This is a genomic window from Cellulomonas fengjieae, from assembly GCF_018388465.1.
Classification (GTDB): Bacteria; Actinomycetota; Actinomycetes; order Actinomycetales; family Cellulomonadaceae; genus Cellulomonas; species Cellulomonas fengjieae.
On sequence record NZ_CP074404.1, the window covers coordinates 3,246,774 to 3,264,821 of the forward strand.

General features: G+C 71.8%; 12 protein-coding genes and 1 pseudogene. 5 read left to right on the forward strand and 8 right to left on the reverse strand.

The genetic code is table 11. From position 1 onward, the window contains the following. The first annotated feature begins 5 nt into the window (after positions 1-5). A complete protein-coding gene (locus KG102_RS15040; protein ID WP_208288985.1) occupies positions 6-2,120 on the forward strand; it encodes an alpha-glucuronidase in 2,115 nt (704 codons plus the stop codon). Between the two features lie 61 nt (positions 2,121-2,181). After that, positions 2,182-3,179: pseudogene (locus KG102_RS15045) on the forward strand (NADP-dependent oxidoreductase). Here the strand turns inward: KG102_RS15045 and KG102_RS15050 are convergent. From KG102_RS15050 to KG102_RS15075, 6 genes are all read right to left on the reverse strand, one after another. Next, entirely contained in the window at positions 3,169-3,852 is a 684-nt protein-coding gene (locus tag KG102_RS15050) for a DUF624 domain-containing protein (RefSeq protein ID WP_208288227.1), read from the reverse strand. The pseudogene KG102_RS15045 and the gene KG102_RS15050 sit on opposite strands and share 11 nt — an antisense overlap. After that, a complete protein-coding gene (locus KG102_RS15055; RefSeq protein ID WP_208288226.1) occupies positions 3,849-5,360 on the reverse strand; it encodes a GH39 family glycosyl hydrolase in 1,512 nt (503 codons plus the stop codon). Before KG102_RS15055 ends, KG102_RS15050 begins: the two co-directional genes overlap by 4 nt. A gap of 78 nt (positions 5,361-5,438) precedes the next feature. Further along, complete coding sequence (locus KG102_RS15060) at positions 5,439-7,103, reverse strand: ABC transporter substrate-binding protein (RefSeq protein WP_208212740.1); 1,665 nt, start codon at positions 7,101-7,103, stop codon at positions 5,439-5,441. A 32-nt stretch (positions 7,104-7,135) separates the two neighbouring features. Beyond that, on the reverse strand, positions 7,136-8,056 hold the full coding sequence (locus KG102_RS15065; protein WP_372438147.1) for a carbohydrate ABC transporter permease: 921 nt from the start codon (positions 8,054-8,056) through the stop codon (positions 7,136-7,138). Then, positions 8,053-9,096, reverse strand: a complete 1,044-nt coding sequence (locus KG102_RS15070; RefSeq protein ID WP_208288225.1) for an ABC transporter permease — start codon at positions 9,094-9,096, stop codon at positions 8,053-8,055. The genes KG102_RS15065 and KG102_RS15070 overlap by 4 nt, the downstream gene beginning before the upstream one ends. Further along, entirely contained in the window at positions 9,093-11,405 is a 2,313-nt protein-coding gene (locus tag KG102_RS15075) for a beta-xylosidase/alpha-l-arabinosidase (RefSeq protein ID WP_208288224.1), read from the reverse strand. Before KG102_RS15075 ends, KG102_RS15070 begins: the two co-directional genes overlap by 4 nt. A 235-nt stretch (positions 11,406-11,640) precedes the next feature. Between KG102_RS15075 and KG102_RS15080 the strand changes: the two genes are divergently transcribed. Next, positions 11,641-12,726, forward strand: a complete 1,086-nt coding sequence (locus KG102_RS15080; protein WP_208288223.1) for a LacI family DNA-binding transcriptional regulator — start codon at positions 11,641-11,643, stop codon at positions 12,724-12,726. Between the two features lie 240 nt (positions 12,727-12,966). Here the strand turns inward: KG102_RS15080 and mgrA are convergent, their stop codons facing one another. Continuing rightward, positions 12,967-14,004: an L-glyceraldehyde 3-phosphate reductase gene (gene mgrA / locus KG102_RS15085; RefSeq protein ID WP_208212745.1), complete on the reverse strand. Its 1,038-nt coding sequence runs from the start codon at positions 14,002-14,004 to the stop codon at positions 12,967-12,969. Between the two features lie 28 nt (positions 14,005-14,032). Between mgrA and KG102_RS15090 the strand changes: the two genes are divergently transcribed. Continuing rightward, a complete protein-coding gene (locus tag KG102_RS15090) occupies positions 14,033-14,494 on the forward strand; it encodes a tRNA (cytidine(34)-2'-O)-methyltransferase (RefSeq protein ID WP_208212746.1) in 462 nt (153 codons plus the stop codon). On the opposite strand, the gene KG102_RS15095 is transcribed toward KG102_RS15090, so the two are convergent. Then, on the reverse strand, positions 14,491-16,089 hold the full coding sequence (locus tag KG102_RS15095) for a glycoside hydrolase family 64 protein (RefSeq protein WP_208288222.1): 1,599 nt from the start codon (positions 16,087-16,089) through the stop codon (positions 14,491-14,493). The genes KG102_RS15090 and KG102_RS15095 overlap by 4 nt on opposite strands. 123 nt (positions 16,090-16,212) lie before the next feature. On the opposite strand from KG102_RS15095, the gene KG102_RS15100 reads away from it, so the two are divergent. Then, positions 16,213-17,991: a gamma-glutamyltransferase family protein gene (locus KG102_RS15100; RefSeq protein WP_208288221.1), complete on the forward strand. Its 1,779-nt coding sequence runs from the start codon at positions 16,213-16,215 to the stop codon at positions 17,989-17,991. Positions 17,992-18,048 lie beyond the last annotated feature (57 nt).

An 18,048-nucleotide genomic window follows, 5' to 3' on the forward strand; every position in this document is an offset into this window, starting at 1 on the left:
ACCCGATGTGGCTGCCCGACGAGGCGTTCCGCCCGCTCGGCTCGCGGCGCGTGCTGGTGGCGGTCGGCCCGGACGACGGGCCGGTCGCGGAGACGGTGGTCGCCGAGGTCGCGGCGGCGACGGAGCGGTTCGGCGGTTCGCTGGTGACCAGCCCGGTGACCGTCGACGAGGCTCTCGCCTGCGACGTGGTGCTCGCGATCGTCGGCAGCGCGGGGACCGTCGGGACGGCGTCGGCCACCATGCCGCCGCCGCCCGGCCACCCACCACGGACCGATCCGTACCTCCGGGCCGTGCAGGCGGTGGTCGAGGACCTGCTCGCGTTGGGCAGCAGCGTGCTCAGTCCTGGCATGTTCGGCCTCGGGCGGCATCGCGGCCGCACGGTCGTGGTGGCAGCCGACGCCGCCGGGCTGCTGTACGGGCTGCACGCCATGGTCCGGCGCGGAGAGGCCGCGCTGAGCGGGCTCGACGACTTCGTCTGGGACCTTCCGGTCTCCTCCGTCCGCATGCTCGACCACTGGGACAACACCGTCGTGCACCCGGTCATGGGCCAGGTGGAGCGCGGGTACGCCGGTGGCTCGATCTTCTGGTCCGAGGGTCGGGTCCGCGACGACCTGTCCCGGGTGGCGCAGTACGCGCGGCTGCTCGGCTCGGTCGGCATCAACGCGGTCGGCCTGAACAACGTCAACGTGCACGCCGCCGAGGCACGGCTCCTCACCGACCACGTCGACGACGTCGCGCGACTGGCGGACGCGTTCCGGCCGCACGGGATCCGCGTGTACCTGTCGGTGAGCTTCGCGGCGCCGATCACCCTGGGTGGCCTGGAGACGGCGGACCCGCTGGACCCGGCCGTGCAGGACTGGTGGGCGTCGGCGTTCCGGCGGGTCTACGAGGCGATCCCCGACTTCGGCGGCGTCGTCGTCAAGGCCGACTCCGAGGGCCAGCCCGGTCCGTTCGCCTACGGCCGCGACCACGCCGACGGCGCCAACCTGCTGGCCCGGGCGCTGCGCCCGTTCGGCGGCACGGTGTTCTGGCGGGCCTTCGTCTACGACCACCACCAGGACTGGCGCGACCGCAGCACCGACCGTGCGCGGGCGGCGTACGACCACTTCACGCCGCTGGACGGCCGGTTCGACGACAACGTCGTGCTCCAGGTGAAGTACGGCCCGATGGACTTCCAGACGCGCGAGCCGGTCTCCCCCGTCATCGCCGCGATGCCGCGGACCCGGCTGGCCGTCGAGCTGCAGGTGACCCAGGAGTACACGGGTCAGCAGCAGCACGCCTGCTACCTGGGGCCGCAGTGGGCCGAGGTGCTGGAGTTCCCGCTGGCGGAGGACGGGCGGTCGGTCGCGTACATCGCAGCCGGGTTGTCCGAGGGCGACGGCCAGCCCACTCCGGCCGGTGGCATCGTCGGGGTCTCCAACGTCGGTACCGACGAGTTCTGGACGGGGCACCCCCTCGCCCAGGCGAACCTCTACGCGTTCGCGCGGCTGGCCTGGGGCGAGGAGGACCCGGTCGCGGTCCTCGACGAGTGGATCGGGCTCACGTTCGGCGACGACCCGGTGGTGCGGTCCGCGGTGCACGCCGTGCTCGACGACTCCTGGCACACCTACGAGAGCTACACCGCCCCGCTCAGCGTCGGCTTCATGGTCCGGCCGGGGCACCACTACGGTCCCGACGTCGACGGCTACGAGTACACCGCCTGGGGCACGTACCACTACGCCGACCGCGACGGCATCGGCGTGGACCGCACCCGCGCGACCGGAACCGGGTTCACCGGTCAGTACCCATCGCCGTGGCGGGATGTCTACGAGTCTGTCGAGACCTGTCCCGACGAGCTGCTGCTGTTCTTCCACCACGTCCCGTACACGCACGTGCTGCACAGCGGGTCGACGGTCATCCAGCACATCTACGACACGCACGCCGACGGGTACGACGAGGTCGTCCGGATGGGCGGGACGTGGGAGTCGCTGCGCGGCCGGGTGCCCGACGCGTTCTTCGACCGGGTCAGCGAGCGGCTGGCGGAGCAGGAGCGCAGTGCCCGCGAGTGGCGCGACCACGTGCGCAGCGCGTTCTTCCGCCGCTCGGGCATCCCGGACGCGACAGGGCGCACGATCTACTGACCGTTCGCGGAGCACCGCGCCTCGCCGCGCACGCTGCTCCACACCCGAGCAGGATCGACGCATGCCCACCAGCACGCAGGTCCAGCTCGTCCGCCGGCCGCAGGGATGGCCGGTGCCCGAGGACTTCCGCACCGTCACGGTCGACCTGCCGGACCTCGGGCCCGACCAGGTGCGCGTCGCGAACGCCTTCCTGTCGGTGGACCCGTACATGCGGGGCCGGATGAACGACGCCGAGTCGTACGTCGCGCCGTTCGCGCTGGACGCCACGATGACCGGCGGCGCCGTCGGCCGGGTGGTGGAGTCGACGTCGGCGGACGTGCCGGTCGGCGCCGCCGTGACGCACGACCTCGGGTGGCGCGACGTCGCGCAGGGTGATGCCGCGCGCTTCCGGGTGGTGGACGACGACCTACCGCTGTCGGCGTACCTCGGCGTGCTGGGCATGACCGCGTTCACGGCACACGTCGGACTGCTGCAGATCGCGCAGATGAAGCCGGGCGAGGTCGTGTTCGTCTCCGGTGCGGCCGGCGCGGTCGGCTCGATGGCCGGGCAGATCGCGAGGCTCAAGGGCGCGTCGCGGGTCATCGGCTCCGCAGGCTCCCCGGCGAAGGTGGCGCTGGTGCGGGAGCGGTACGGGTTCGACGCAGCGTTCGACTACAAGGACGGTCACGTCTACCGCCAGCTGCGCGCGGCCGCGCCCGACGGGATCGACGTGTACTTCGACAATGTCGGCGGCGTGCACCTCGAGGCAGCCATCGGCACCCTCAACCGCGACGGACGGGTCGCGCTGTGCGGCGCGATCTCGGGGTACAACGACGAGCGGGCGAGCCCGGGCCGCGCAACATGGCCCGGATCATCCAGCAGGGCCTGACCCTGCGCGGGTTCACCGTCGGGTTCCACACGCAGCACTACCCCGCGTTCGTCGCGGACATGCGCGAGTGGGTCGCCACCGGCCAGATCGCGTACGACGAGACGGTCATCGACGGCCTGGACCACGCGGTCGACGCGTTCCTCGCGATGATGCGCGGCGAGACCACCGGCAAGACGCTGGTCAGGCTGTGAACTGCGCCTCCGCCGCTGCCACGACGGGTACGACCGTGCGCGCGTAGAGGTAGGTCAGCGGGGCCGCGAGCAGGACGAGCAGCCAGTCCGTCACGAACGCCGCCGCGACCGTGAGCACCAGCACCGACGCGATGCCCAGCGAGACCAGGGGCTTGGCCGCGAGGAAGTAGGCGCCGAGGCGGGCGACGTCGCGAGTGCGGAAGCTGAACAGCGCGCTGAGGACGAGCGCGTGCCCGGACCAGATCACCAGCAGCAGGGCGACCGCCCCGAGGGCGACCCCGAGGGCGGACGGCAGGCCCGCCGCGGCCAGGTGCGCGAGGTTGATGCCGATGACGGCGAGCACGGCGAGCGTCGGCACCCACCAGCGCAGCACGTCGAGGACATCGAGCCGGTAGCCGCGCCAGAAGTGCCGCGCCGGGGACAGGTCCCGGTCCCGGGTGAACACACGCCACGCGAACAGCGCGGCCGCGACCGAGGGAGCGAACGGGACGCACGCCAGGGCGACGAGCGGGATGTTGCTGGCGTCCCGGTCGAGCAGCTGCAGCAGCACGAGACCCGGTGCGGAGGTGAGGACCAGCATCACCTCGACCACCAGGAACCAGTAGACGGTCGCCGACCAGCGCGGGAGCGCGCCGGTGCCGATCTCGTCGCGCTTCATCGCCATGGCGGTCATCCCATCACGTCCTGGCCGAGCAGCCGGGCGTCGTCGAGCCCGGGGTGCTCGTCGGGCGTCACGGGCAGCAGCTCGACCAGCGTGATCTCGTGCCGACCGAGCACCAGGTCGAGGTCGACGTGCCCGTCGGCGGCCGGCAGCGACCAGTGCCGGACCGCGGGCAGCGACGCGTCGCGCAGCAGGTCGAGCACGCGCTCCGACGGGTTCCGGGGGCGGCCGAGCTCGCGCCACGCCGTCCAGGCGTTGCCGTCGGTCTCGTTCACGCTGCGCCGCAGGACCGCCACGTCCGACGGGACGGGGATGCGCAGCCGGACGTCGTGGGTCGGGGGCGCGGAGCCGTACGGGCCGTCGTCGGAGCCCCCGAGCGGCTGCCACGCGAGGACCGTCACGCGACCGTCGTCGTCCCGGCACACCAGGTGGTCCGCGCCGCGGGCCAGCACCGAGGCGCCCATGCGGGCCATGAACGCGTACAGGTGGTAGGTCGGCTTGCGGATCTGCCGGTGGGTCAGCAGGCCGAAGCCGCCGTGGAACAGCGACGTCGGGATGTCCGCCTCCTCGAACACGTCGCAGAACGTCCAGTAGGAGAAGGAGCCGACCAGGTCGCCGCCGCCGGCCAGCACGGGCGCGAGGTAGGCGGCGTTCCAGGCGGTGTCGTGGATCGGGTTGTCCGGCCGGTAGGACGTGTTGAACTCGCTGATGTGCACGGGCAGGCCCGCGAGCGCGGTGTCCCGCAGGTGCCGGCGGGGCGCGTCGAACTGGTCGAGCAGCGTCTGCGGCGGCTCGAACGTCTGGTAGACGCCGAACGGGACGTGCTGGGCCGGACCCGACGAGTACGCGTGACGGCTCACGAAGTCCACCGGCACGTCCCGGGCGGCGACGAAGTCCGCGAACGGCGCCCACCACTCGTCGGACCCCGGGGAGAGCACCGGCCCGCCCACCTGCAGGGAGGCGTCGACGTCCTTGACCGCACGCGCGGTCGCCTCGTACAGCCGGAAGTAGGCGGCCTGGTCGGCGTCCTGCCAGAACACGGTCAGGTTCGGCTCGTTCCACACCTCGATCGGCCAGGTGCGGACCTCCTCGAGCCCGTACCGGTCGATGAGGTGCCGCAGCACCGCACGGACCAGGGCGGCCCAGTCCTCGTGCGACCGCGGCGGGGTGACGTTGCCCTTCCACCAGAAGACGGTCTGCTCCCCCGACGCCAGCGCCGAGGGCATGAAGCCCAGCTCGAGGAACGGCTTGAGGCCCAGCCGCAGGTAGGAGTCGACCACCTGGTCCACGTAGGTGAAGGAGTAGCGGGTGACGCCCTCCGACTCGCGCAGCACGCCCATGTCGTCGGACAGCAGCCCGTGGCCACGGATGTACCGGAAGCCGATCTCGCGCTGCACCAGCGCGGCCGACTCCTGGTAGTCGGCGCGCAGGGCGAGGTTGAGCCGGCCGGTGCCGACGCACTCGCGCCATGCCGAGGGCCGGAGGCCGGAGGGCTGGGCGGAGACGTGGACGCGGTTCATGGACGAGCACCTCGGTCGGGCAGACGGTCAAGGGCAAGGCCGGCCCCGCGGAGCGCGGGGCCGGCCATCACGACGTGCTCAGCCCTTGGCGGCCAGAGCGGTGTTGAAGGTGTCGACGTACTGCTCGACGTTGAGGCCCTTGAGCTCGGTCTGCCAGGCCTCCCACTCGGACATCGGGCGCTGACCGAGGATGAACGCGGCCGTGTTCTGCGTGACCGAGTCGTTCAGGGCGGCCTGCCAGAGCGTGATCTGCTCCTGCTGCATCTCGTCCAGCGGGGCGGTCGGGGTCAGCGGGAGCTCGGTCTTGTCCGCCATGGCGTCGATGAACTGGTTCGTGGCGTCGGTGTTCAGGCCGCGGATCAGCTCGTCCGTCGTGCCGTTGGCCAGCATCCACACGCCGTTGCTGAACCCGAAGTCGGCGTTCAGCTTCTTGGTGCCCGTGGGGTTCACGCCGTTCCAGTCGACGTCGGCCGCGAGTGCACGCGTCCCGCCGTCCTCGGTGAACGTGGTGCCCTCGACGCCGTACTTGGAGAACGCCAGACCGCTGTCGGAGTAGTACAGCCAGTCCACGAACTGCAGGAGCGCGAGGAAGTTCGGCTTCTCGGCCGCCTCCGACGAGATCATGAAGCCCGACGCGACCCTGCTGCCCGACGCGACGTTGTCACCCGCGGGGCCCTCGGGCACGCGGATCAGGTGCACCTTGGCGTCGGTGTTGCCGGCGTCGGTGAACGTCTTGGCGTAGCTGGTGATCTCCTGGGTGTTGCCCGAGATGGCCAGCGACTGGCCGCTGCCGAACTTCTGCTTCGCCGTGTCGTCGTCCTGCGTGACGGACTCGGGGTCGAGCAGGCCCTCCTCGACCAGCGACGCGAAGTAGGAGATCAGCTCCTTGTACTCGTCGGTCGACGGGGCGTAGGAGAACGTCTCGGACTCCTCGTCGAACACCAGGCCGTTGCCGAAGCCCCAGCCGGCGATCGTGCCGAAGTTCGGGGCTGCGACGTTCAGCGTCGCGCCGAGCGGGCTGTTGTTCGTCGTGGACCAGCGGTCCGACATCGGCCACACGCCCGGGTTCGCCTCCTTGAGCGTCGCCAGGTCGTCCTTCAGGTCGTCCCAGGTCTCGGGGTCGTCCGTGATCCCGGCCTTCTCCCACAGGTCCTGCCGGATCGCGATGGAGTACTGCGGCTGGGCCGACTCGTACAGGCCGGGGAGCATGTAGTACTTGCCGTCCGCCTGCACCAGGTTGTCGATGTAGGGCTCCAGCTCCCAGTCCGCGATCCGCTTCTGGAAGTTCGGCATGTACTGCACGTAGTCGCTGATCGGCAGCAGCGCGCCGCCCGAGACGAACTGCGTCTCCTGGCCGGGGTACGTGACGGGGATGAGGTCCGGGGCGTCACCCGCGCTGATGATGAGCGACTTCTTGGCGTCCCAGTCGGACAGCGGCGCGCTGGTGAGGTCGAAGCTGACCTTGTTGGTGTCCTTCAGGTGGGAGAAGAACAGCCAGTCCTTGTTCAGCGGGTAGTTCGGGTGGTCCCGGTACAGGACGCTGAACGTCACCGGCTCGGTCGCCACGAACTCGGTGCCGACGGCGAAGTCCTCCATGGCCCCGACGCTCTGGGCGTCGGGGATGCCGCTGCTGGTGGCCGACGGCTCCTCGGCCGCGTCGTCCGACGAGCAGGCGGCGGTGAGCGTGAGCGCGAGCACCGCGACCGACGCGGCGACAGCGGCGCGCTTTCTGGTGGTCCTCATGATTCTCCTTGGGAAGGGGTGGGGCGGTGGGGTTACTGCTTGACTGCGCCGAGCATCACGCCGGACACGAAGTACCTCTGCAGGAACGGGTAGAGGCAGATGATGGGCAGGACCGTGAGGAGCATCGTCACGGACTGCACGTTGGCGCCGATCTGGGTGAGGTTGTCCGTGCCGCCACCCTGGATCGAGGTGCCGCCGGTGACCCCGGCCATGAGGTTGCGCAGGTAGACGGTCACCGGGTACAGGTTCGGGTCGTCCATGTAGAGGAAGGCGCCGAACCAGCCGTTCCAGAACGAGACCGCGTAGAACAGCAGCATCGTCGCCACCACGGCCTTGCTCAGCGGGAGCACCACCTTGAAGAACACCCCGTAGGTGCTCATGCCGTCGATCGAGGCGGCCTCCTCGAGCTCGCTCGGGAAGTTCTCGAAGAACGACTTCATCACCAGCAGGTTGAACACGCTGATCGCGTTGGGCAGGACGATCGCCCACAGGGTGTTCCGGAAGCCGAGCTGGCTGATGAGGATGTAGTTCGGGATCAGCCCGCCGTTGAAGAACATGGTGGCGACGGCCACGCCGATGAAGAACTTGCGGCCCTTGAGGTGATGCTTGGACAGGGCGTACGCGTACGTCGTCGTCAGGACCATCGCGATGGCCGTGGCGACCACCGTGTAGACGACCGTGTTGCGGTAGTTGCGCCAGAACATGTCGTCGCCGAACACGACCTCGAAGGTGGTGAGGTTGAACCCGCGCGGGATCAGGTTCACCTGTCCCGAGTTGATGTAGCCCTCGGAGCTGAACGCCTGGGCGACGATGTTGATGAACGGGTACAGCACGAGGGCCGCGACGACGATGAGGATCGCGCCGTTGACCAGGCGGAAGGCCCGCAGGCCACGGGTGTCCCGGACACCCGTCGACCTCGTCCGGGCGACGTCGGGGAGGTTCTCGGTGGTCACCACAGGCTTGCTCCCACCGTCTTCTTGGAGATCGCGTTCGCCGACAGGATCAGGGCGACGCCGATGAGGGCCTCGAACAGGCCGATCGCGGTGGCGTAGCTGATGCTGTTCGAGACGATGCCGACCCGGTACAGGTACGTGGAGATGACGTCGGCCGTCGAGTAGATCAGCGGGTTGGACAGCAGCAGGATCTTCTCGAAGCCGACCGCCATGAACGTGCCGATGTTCAGGATGAGCAGCACGATCATCGTGGGGCGGATGCCGGGCAGGGTGATGTGCCACGTCTGCTGCCACCGGTTGGCGCCGTCGATCCGCGACGCCTCGTAGAGCTGGTCGTCGATCGTCGTCAGCGCCGCGAGGTAGAGGATCGTGCCCCACCCGACCGTCTGCCAGACCTCCGACGTCAGGTAGATCGTGCGGAACCACGACGGCTCCTGCATGAACGTGATCGCGGATCCGCCGGTCGCCTCGATGATCTGGTTCACCGTGCCGTTGACGGAGGTCAGCTGGAAGACGATGCCCGCCACGATGACGATGGACATGAAGTGCGGCAGGTACGACAGCGTCTGGATGGTGCGCTTGAACGTCCTCGACCGGACCTCGTTCAGCATGAGCGCCAGGATGATCGGCAGCGGGAACACGATCAGGAGCGTCAGGAGCCCCAGGACCACGGTGTTGCTGAAGGCGTGCCAGAACTGCTGGTCGTTGATGAACATCTTGACGTAGTAGAGGCCCACCCACTCGTCGCCGAACATGCTCCCGCCCGGCCGGAACCGGCGGAACGCGACCACGTTCCCGAGGATGGGCACGTACCGGAAGATGAGCAGGAAGATCAGCGGCAGCACCAGGAACGAGTAGAGCCGCCAGTCCTTGCGCAGCGCCGTGCGCCAGGTCTGGTGGACGGCGGGGATGACGGTGCCGTCGTGCGCGACCCACGACTCTCGTCGCGGTCGCCGCTTCTTCTTCGGACCGGTGATCGCCGGCGCGATGGGCGCGAGCGGCGAGACGGGGTCCGCGACGGCCGGCTCCTGCAGGCTCATGCGTTCGTCACCTCCATCGGGTGCAGCGCGGTGACCGAGACCCCGGTGGTCAGCCGCCGGGTATGGTCGACGGTCCGCAGCGACCCGGTGAGCCGCAGGGCGAGCGCATCGCCGGTGTCGGCGCTGGAGTGCGCGACGCGCAGCTCGACGTCCCCGGGCTCGACCACGCGCTCGCCGGCCAGGCCGGTGAACGCCGTGACGTCGGCGGGCACGGTGAACGTCACGAGGGCCGACTCCGCCGGGCCCAGCTGCACGCGCGCGTAGCCGACCAGGCGCACGACGGGCCGGGTCACCTGCGCCACCGGGTCGTGCAGGTACAGCTGCACGACGTCGGCACCGGCACGCTCGCCGGTGTTGGTGACCAGGACCTCGACGGTCGCGTCGCCGTCGACCGCCCACTCGTCGCTGGTCGCCCGGGCCGACCACGAGAAGTCGGTGTAGGACAGGCCGTGCCCGAAGGGGAACGCCGCGGTGGGGTCGACCGACGACACACCCGAGCGCCGGCCCAGCGGCGCCGACAGGTACGTGCCCGGCTGCCCGGAGGCGTCCGCGGGAATGCTCACGGGCAGGCGGCCCGACGGCGAGATCGCGCCGGTGAGCACATCGGCGATGGCCTGCCCGCCCAGCTGCCCGGGGAAGAACGTCTGCACCACCGCGGCCGCCTCTGCCGCGAGCGGACCCACCGCGTACGGCCGGCCGGTGAGCAGCAGCACGACGACCGGCGTCCCCGTCGCCAGCAGCGCGCGGACGAGGTCTGCCTCGACGCCGGGGAGCTCGAGGTCCGTGGCGTCGCACCCCTCGCCGGAGGTGCCGCGGCCGAACAGGCCGGCCCGGTCCCCCACCGCGACGACGCACACGTCGGCGTCCCGGGCCGCGGCCACGGCCTCGTCGAAGCCGTCGCGTCGCGGGTCGGTGACGTCGCAGCCGCGGGTGTAGGTGACGGTGCCGTGCGCACCGCGCAGCGCGTCGAGAACCGTCGGGATCTCGATGCCGAGCCCGCGCTCCGGGTGGTGCACGCCCACGTGCGCGGGGAACGAGTAGCAGCCGAGCATCGCCAGCGGGTCGTCGGCGAGGGGGCCGACCAGGGCGACCGTCGTCCCCGGCCGCAGCGGCAGGACGTCCGCGGGGTTCGTCAGCAGGACGACGGCCTCCCGCGCGAGGCGTAGCGCCAGGTCCTGGCTGCCGGCGTCGTCCAGGACGGGGTCCGCGGCGGCCCGCGGGGACCAGTCCGCGTCCAGCAGGCCCAGGTCGGCCTTCTGCAGCAGGACCCGCCGCACCGCCCGGTCCACCAGCGCCTCGTCGACGTCGCCGCGAGCGAGCGCACCGCGCAGCGGCTCGCCGTAGCAGTGCACGCTGGGCAGCTCGACGTCGACACCCGCCGCGAGCGCCAGCGCGGCCGCCTCCGCCTCCGACCCCGCGACGCCGTGCAGGGTCTGCAGGAACCGGATGCCGAAGTAGTCCGCGACGACGGTGCCGGTGAAGCCCCACCGGTCGCGCAGGAGCGTGGTGAGCAGCGAGACGTCGGCCGCCGACGGCACGCCGTCGAGCTCGGCGTAGGAGTGCATGACCGACCGGGCGCCGCCGTCGAGGACGGCCATCTCGAACGGGGGCAGGATCACGTCGGCGAGCTCGCGCGCACCGATGGACACCGGCGCGAGGTTCCGGCCCGACCTGCTGGCCGAGTAGCCCGCGAAGTGCTTCAGGGTCGCGACGACGCCCGCCGCCTCGAGGCCGCGGACGTAGGCGGTCCCGACGGTGCCGACGAGGTAGGGGTCCTCCCCGATCGTCTCCTCGGTGCGGCCCCAGCGGTAGTCCCGCGTGACGTCGAGCACCGGCGCGAGCCCCTGGTGCACGCCGGCCGCACGCATGGACGCCCCGATCCGGAGGGCCATCTCCTCGACGAGCTCGGGGTCGAAGCTGGCGCCCCAGGACAGCGGCACCGGGTACGCCGTCGCGCCCCACGCGGCGAAGCCGGCCAGGCACTCCTCGTGGACGAGGGCGGGGATGCCCCAGCGGTTCGCGGCGACGATCTCGGCCTGCGAGGCAGCCAGCGACGCGGCACCGGCGGCCGGGTCCACGGGGGCCGAGCCGTACGGGCGGGTGAGCTGGCCGAGGCCGTCGCGGATGACCTCGGACCAGCCGAGCCCGTCGGCGGTCATCTCGGACTGGTGGGGGGCCACGCCGGCGCCGGTGGCGTCGGCGCCGACCCACAGGCCGACGAGCTGCGAGAGCTTCTCCTCGAGGGACATCCGGGTGATCAGGTCGTCGACCACGGCCTGTCGGTTCGTGGGTTCCGCGTGCGGTGTCATCTGACCTGTCACCTCCCGTCTCACGGCCCTGTGAGAGTCGAAAGTATCGACCGCTGTGTCGATATCTGCCGGTCTCGGACGTTAGGCGCCTCGGGACGCTGTGGCAATCCTGATGGGAACTTTGGCAAACGTTTCTCATCGAGGCCCGGTCCGGTGCCCGCGATCCGGCCAGCCCTCGCACGGTCAGTGCTACGTTCGGCCCGATAGTTGCGACGAGCAGACCAGGACGTCCTCCATGACCACCACCAGCGCCGACGGCGCCGCCCCTCCCGACGACCACGTCGCCGTGCCGGAAGGCAGCGGGTCCACGGCCACGATCGCCCTGATCGCGGCCGAGGCGGGGGTCTCCGTCCCGACCGTCTCCAAGGTGCTGAACGGCCGCACCGACGTCGCCGCGGTCACCCGGGCCCGCGTCGAGGCAGTGATCGACCGCCACCAGTACCGTCGGCGCCGCGGCCGCGCGCAGGCCGGTCCGGGCCTCCTCGACCTCGTCGTCCACGAGCTCGACGCCGGGTGGGCCGTGCAGATCATCAAGGGCGTGGAGTCGGTGGCCGGCCCCGAGCGCATGGGCGTCGTGCTCTCCGAGCTCGGTGGCGCGCACCGCCCCCGCCAGGAGTGGCTCGATGACGTCCTCGCCCGCCGGCCGCGCGGCGTCATCCTCGTCCTGTCCGACCTCGACCCCGCGCAGCGGCGGCAGCTGGAGACCCGGTCGATCCCGTTCGTCGTCGTCGACACCGCGGGCGAGCAGCCCGCGGGCGTCCCCACCGTCGGCTCCGCCAACTGGGCCGGCGGCCTGGCGGCGACCCGGCACCTGCTCGGACTCGGCCATCGCAAGATCGCCGTCATCTCCGGCCCCGTCGACGTGCTGTGCAGCCGCGCCCGGATCGACGGGTACCGCACGGCGCTCGACGAGGTCGGCGTCGCTGTGGACCCGGCGCTGGTGCGGTACGGCGACTTCTTCGTCGGTGGGGGCTACAGCCACGGGCTGGACCTGCTGGACCGGCCCGACCGGCCGACGGCGATCTTCGCCGGGTCCGACTTCCAGGCCCTGGGCGTCATGCGCGCGGCGCGCGAGCTCAACCTGCGCATCCCCGAGGACCTGTCGATCGTCGGCTACGACGACCTGCCCGTCACCGAGTGGATCGGCCCCCCGCTGACCACCATCCACCAGCCCCTGCAGGAGATGGCCGCCACCGCGACCAGGATGGTGCTGGCCCTGGCGCGCGGCGAGGTCCCCGCCAACCCGCGCATCGATCTGGCCACGGAGCTCGTCATCCGCGAGAGCACCGCGCCGCCCTCCCGGCTGGCACCCCCACCCTGACGGGCTGCTCTCACCGGCTGGCCCGCCCGCCGGCCGGCCTGCGGCGGCGCCCGCTCCGGCGGTCCGCCCGCGAGATCGTGGGTTCGGGCCGAGATCGTGGGTTCGGGCCGAGATCGTGGGTTCGAACTGACGATCTCGTGCCGAACCCACGATCTCCTCGGCGTCGGGCGGCCGGCGGCGGGGCCGGCGAGGCGGCGAGGCGGCGGGGTGGCGGGGTGGCGGGGTGGCGGGGGGGGCTGCTTAGCGGCCCGTGCCGTCGACCGCCAGGGGGTCGATGGCCGCGATCTCGTCCTCGGTGAGGGCCGGGGCGCTGAGCGCGGCCACGTTGTCCTCCAGCTGGGCGACCGAGCTGGCGCCGATCAGGGCCGACGTGATGCGGTCGTCGCGCAGCACCCACGTCAGGGCCAGCTGGGCGAGTGACTGCCCGCGGTCGGCGGCGATCTCGTTCAGGGCCCGCGCGCGGGACAGGTAGGTCTCGGAGATGGCGGCGGGCGTGAGGAAGTGACCGACCGACGCGCGCGACCCCGCAGGGACCTCGCCGGACAGGTAGCGGCCGGTGAGCAGCCCCTGCGCGAGCGGGGAGAACACGATGGTGCCGATGCCCAGGTCGCCGACGACGTCCAGCAGGTTCTCGGTCTGGCCGTCGGCGACCTTCTCGATGTGCCGGTTGAACATCGAGTAGCTGGGCTGGTGGATCAGCAGCGGGGTGCCCAGGTCGGCGAGCACCTGGTGTGCGATGCGCGTCTGGGCCGGGGAGTAGTTGGAGATGCCGGCGTAGAGCGCCTTGCCGCTGGTCACCGCGGTGTGCAGCGCGCCCATCGTCTCCTCGATCGGCACGGACGGGTCCGGGCGGTGCGAGTAGAAGACGTCCACGTAGTCCACGCCGATGCGCGCCAGGGACTGGTCCAGCGAGGACAGCAGGTACTTGCGCGAGCCGCCGTCGCCGTACGGGCCGGGCCACATGTCGTAGCCCGCCTTGGAGGAGATGACCAGCTCGTCGCGGTACGGGCGCAGGTCGGACGCCAGGATCCGGCCGAAGTTCTCCTCGGCGGAGCCGTACGGCGGGCCGTAGTTGTTGGCCAGGTCGATGTGCGTGATGCCGAGGTCGAACGCCCGCCGCAGCACCGCGCGCTGGGTCTCCAGCGGCGTGGTGTCCCCGAAGTTGTGCCACAGGCCCAGCGACAGCGCGGGCAGGTCCAGCCCGCTGCGGCCGGTCCGGCGGTAGGTCATGGAGTCGTAGCGGGTGGCGTCGGCCACGAAAGGCTCAGGGAACGGCATGAGAGAACGCTATCCGTAGGATCGGCGCGTGCTGCACGTCGCGTTCTTCGAGCCCCGCATCCCCGGCAACACCGGTAGCGCCATCCGGCTGGCGGCCGGGACCGGTTCCACCCTGCACCTCGTGGAGCCCCTGGGCTTCGACCTGTCGGAGGCCAAGCTGCGCCGCGCGGGGCTGGACTACCACGACCTCGCGCACGTCGTGGTGCACCCGTCGCTGGAGGACCTGCTGGCCGCGGTCCCGGGACGGGTCTTCGCCTTCACCACCCACGCGACGCAGCACCACACCGACCTCGCCTACCGCGCGGACGACGTGCTCCTGTTCGGGCCCGAGCCCACCGGGCTGCCCGAGGCGGTCCTCGAGCACCCCCGCATCACGGCCCAGGTGCGCATCCCCATGCTGCCCGGACGCCGGTCGATGAACCTCTCGAACGCCGCAGCCGTCGCCACGTACGAGGCGTGGCGACAGCTGGGCTTCGAGGGCGGCGTCTAGCCGAGGCGCCACCGCTGCGCGGCGGAGCCGTTGCAGTCCCAGATCTGGACCTGCGTGCCCGCGGCGGTCGACGCCGCGGGGTTGTCGAGGCACCGGTTCGAGGCCGGGTTGTAGTAGCCGCCGTCCCGCGGGATCCAGACCTGGGCGCCCGTGCTGTTGCAGTCGTAGAGCTGGACCTTGGTGCCGTTGGCGGTGCCGCCGCCCGCGACGTCCAGGCACTTGCCCTGGACGCGCAGCGTGGTGCCGGCCTCCACGAAGGTCCACCGCTGGGCGACCGTGCCGTTGCAGCCCCAGATCTGGACCTTGTTGCCGTTGGCGGTGGACTGGGCGTTGTTGTCCAGGCACATGCCGTTGGCGTTGACCAGCGCGCCGCCGCTGCCCGTGGGCGGCGGGGTCGTCGTGCCACCGCCGGTGAACGGCTGGATGATCAGGCCCGCCGCGGTCGGCGAGCCGTCGTGCACGAGGGACTCGAAGGCGCCGACGTCGTCGAACGCGAACGCGTAGGCCTTGCCGTCCGCCATGTTGGCGTGCACGACGCGCGCGTACTGGTTGGTGGGGTTGCTCCGGTAGAACGCCGAGGCGTCGGTGCTGGGCTGGGTGTCGACCGTCCCGAGGGTGCCGCGGTTCAGGGCCGCGCACAGGGTGCGGGCGATGGGGCCGACGACGAGGTCGTTGGGGGCGTGCAGCGCGCCGTCGCAGCCCCACACGTCCGCGCTGCTGGGCCGGTTGAACGAGGCCACCTGCTGACCCGCAGCGTTGGTGAACCGCATCACGGTGCCCGAGGTGCGGCCGGAGTACCGCACGTTCGGCTGGTCGCCGAACGGCACGACGGTCAGCGTCTTGCCGGTGTAGGCGTTCCACGCCGAGGCGATGTACGAGTCGAGGTACGTGGCGCTCAGCAGGCCGGCGCCCGCCGCCTTGCCGGGGGCGAGCACCCGCAGGACGGTGCCGTCGGCGCGGCGGACGACCGTGCTCCCCCAGCCGGGCTGGGCGGCGAGCTGGTTGACGATGTTGTCCCGACCGTTCGCCACGAGGTCGCCGGACCGCTTCGTCCCGGAGGCCCCGGTCACGGTCACCGTGTGCGGGACGGCGAACATGTCCACCTGCGAGCTGTTCAGCCACAGCCCGGCGTCGTTGTACGTGAACTCGCTCCAGTCGAACAGGATGTCGTGGTTGGGGTCACCGCTCGCCCAGGGTGCGGGCTGCACCAGCCCACCCGGCGCGAGGAAGAACCGGAGCTTCTGGCCGAGCGAGAAGTAGACGCGCCCGGAGATGCCGCGCGGCACCTGGACCGTGGTGCTGCCGCCGTTGGCCGGGCCGGTGATCGCGACGTCCGGGGCCGGTGACGGCGGGTTGGACCCCGCGGGCCACGCCGTGAACGTGCCGCCCGCGCCCACGTAGCCGAGGCGGCCGGTGGCGAGGTCCGTGCCCAGCACGTACACGTAGACGGCCTCACCGCGGCCGCTCGAGTTCGTGATGGTCAGCGGCAGCCGGTCCGGGCCTGCCGCCTGTGCTCCTGCTGCTCCCGCGACCATCGTCGTCACCGCGACCGCGAGCGCGCCCAGCGCCCCGATCAGCCTCCTGCTGGTCCCCATCGACCTGCTCCTCACGTCAGTGTTGACACGTGTCAACCACAGTCGCAGGACCCTATGACCGATTCGCCCGGCTCCGCAAGGGTCCGGGACGCGCCGGTGGGAACGGTGGGGCAGGATCGATCGATGTTCACCACGCGCCCCGAGCTCAGCGGCACCGTCGGCATGGTCGCCTCGACGCACTGGCTGGCGTCGGCCGTCGGCATGCGGACGCTGGAGGCCGGCGGCAACGCGTTCGACGCCGCGGCCGCGGCCGGGTTCACGCTCAGCGTCGTCGAGCCCCACCTGAACGGGCCGGGCGGCGACGCCCCGATCCTGGGCCACCGGGCGCAGGACGCCCACGACTTCGTGATCTGCGGGCAGGGCACCGCCCCGGCCGCCGCGACGATCGAGGCCTACCGCGACCTGGGCCTGGACCTGGTGCCCGGCACGGGCCACCTGGCCGCTGTCGTGCCCGGCGCATTCGGCGCCTGGCTCGACCTGCTCGCGCGGTACGGCACGCTCCCCCTGGCCGACGTGCTCGGACCCGCCATCGGCTACGCGCGCGACGGCTACCCGCTGGTCCCCGCGGCCGCCCGGACCATCGCCACGGTCGCCGACATGTTCGCTGAGCACTGGCCGACGTCGGCGGCCACGTACCTGACGGGCGGCCGCGTCCCCGAGGCAGGGGCACGGTTCCGCAACCCGCAGCTCGCCGACACGTTCGACCGGCTGCTGGCCGCCGGCGGGCGCCGACCGCGCGAGGAGCAGATCGAGGCCGCCCGGCGCGCCTTCTACGAGGGCTTCGTCGCCGAGGCGGTGGACGCCTTCCAGTCCGGCGTCGCGGTCCAGGACTCCTCGGGACGGCCGCACACCGGGCTCCTGCGCGGCGACGACCTCGCGGCCTGGCGGGCGACCGAGGAGCCGACGACGGCCCTGCGGTTCGCCGGCCGGACGGTGCACAAGACCGGTGCCTGGGGGCAGGGACCCGTGCTCCTGCAGCAGCTGGCGGTGCTCGAGTCGCTCGGCGTCGAGGCCCTCCTCGACGACCCCGTCGAGCTCGTGCACACCGTGGTCGAGGTCGCCAGGCTCGCATTCGCCGACCGGGAGGCCTGGTACGGCGACGTGCCCGACGTCCCGCTGGACACCCTGCTGTCGGCCGATTACGCCGCGTCGCGCGCCCGGCTGGTCGGGCCCGACGCCGCCGAAGGGCTTCGGCCGGGCTCCCCGGACGGTCGGGTGCCGCGGCTCGCTTCGGCGCTGCGGGAGGCGCGGGGATCGACCGCCCTCGACGAGCAGACGGGCGTCGGGGAACCGACCGTCTCGCCGATCGGGCTCAGCCCCGGGGACACCTGCCACGTCGACGTCGTCGACCGCTGGGGCAACCGCGTCTCGGCGACGCCGTCGGGGGGCTGGCTGCAGTCCAGCCCCGTGGTGCCGGGCCTCGGGTTCGCCCTGCCGACGCGCGCCCAGATGTTCTGGCTCGAGCCGGGGCTGCCCAACAGCCTCGCGCCGGGCAAGCGACCGCGCACGACCCTGAGCCCCGCCATGGTGCTCGACGACGACGGCTCGGGCATCGCGTTCGGCACGCCGGGCGGGGACCAGCAGGACCAGTGGACCGTGCCGTTCCTGCTGCGGCACCTGGTGGGCGGGGCCGGCCTGCAGGCGGCGATCGACGCCCCGATGTGGCACTCGACGGACGTGCCCGGCTCGTTCTACCCCCGCACCCGCACCCCCCGCGGACTCGTTGCGGAGTCGCGCCTGGGGCCCGACGTCCTCGCCGCCCTCGCGGCCCGCGGGCACCGGGTGGAGACCGTCGGTCCGTGGGAGCTCGGGCGGCTGAGCGCGGCCGGCCAGCGGTCCGACGGGCTGCTGGTCGCGGCCGCCAACGCACGCGGGATGCAGGGCTACGCAGTCGGCCGCTGACGGCAAGTCCTCCGATGACTTTCCGGCCGGATGAGGGTTCGATGAGGATGAACCGCC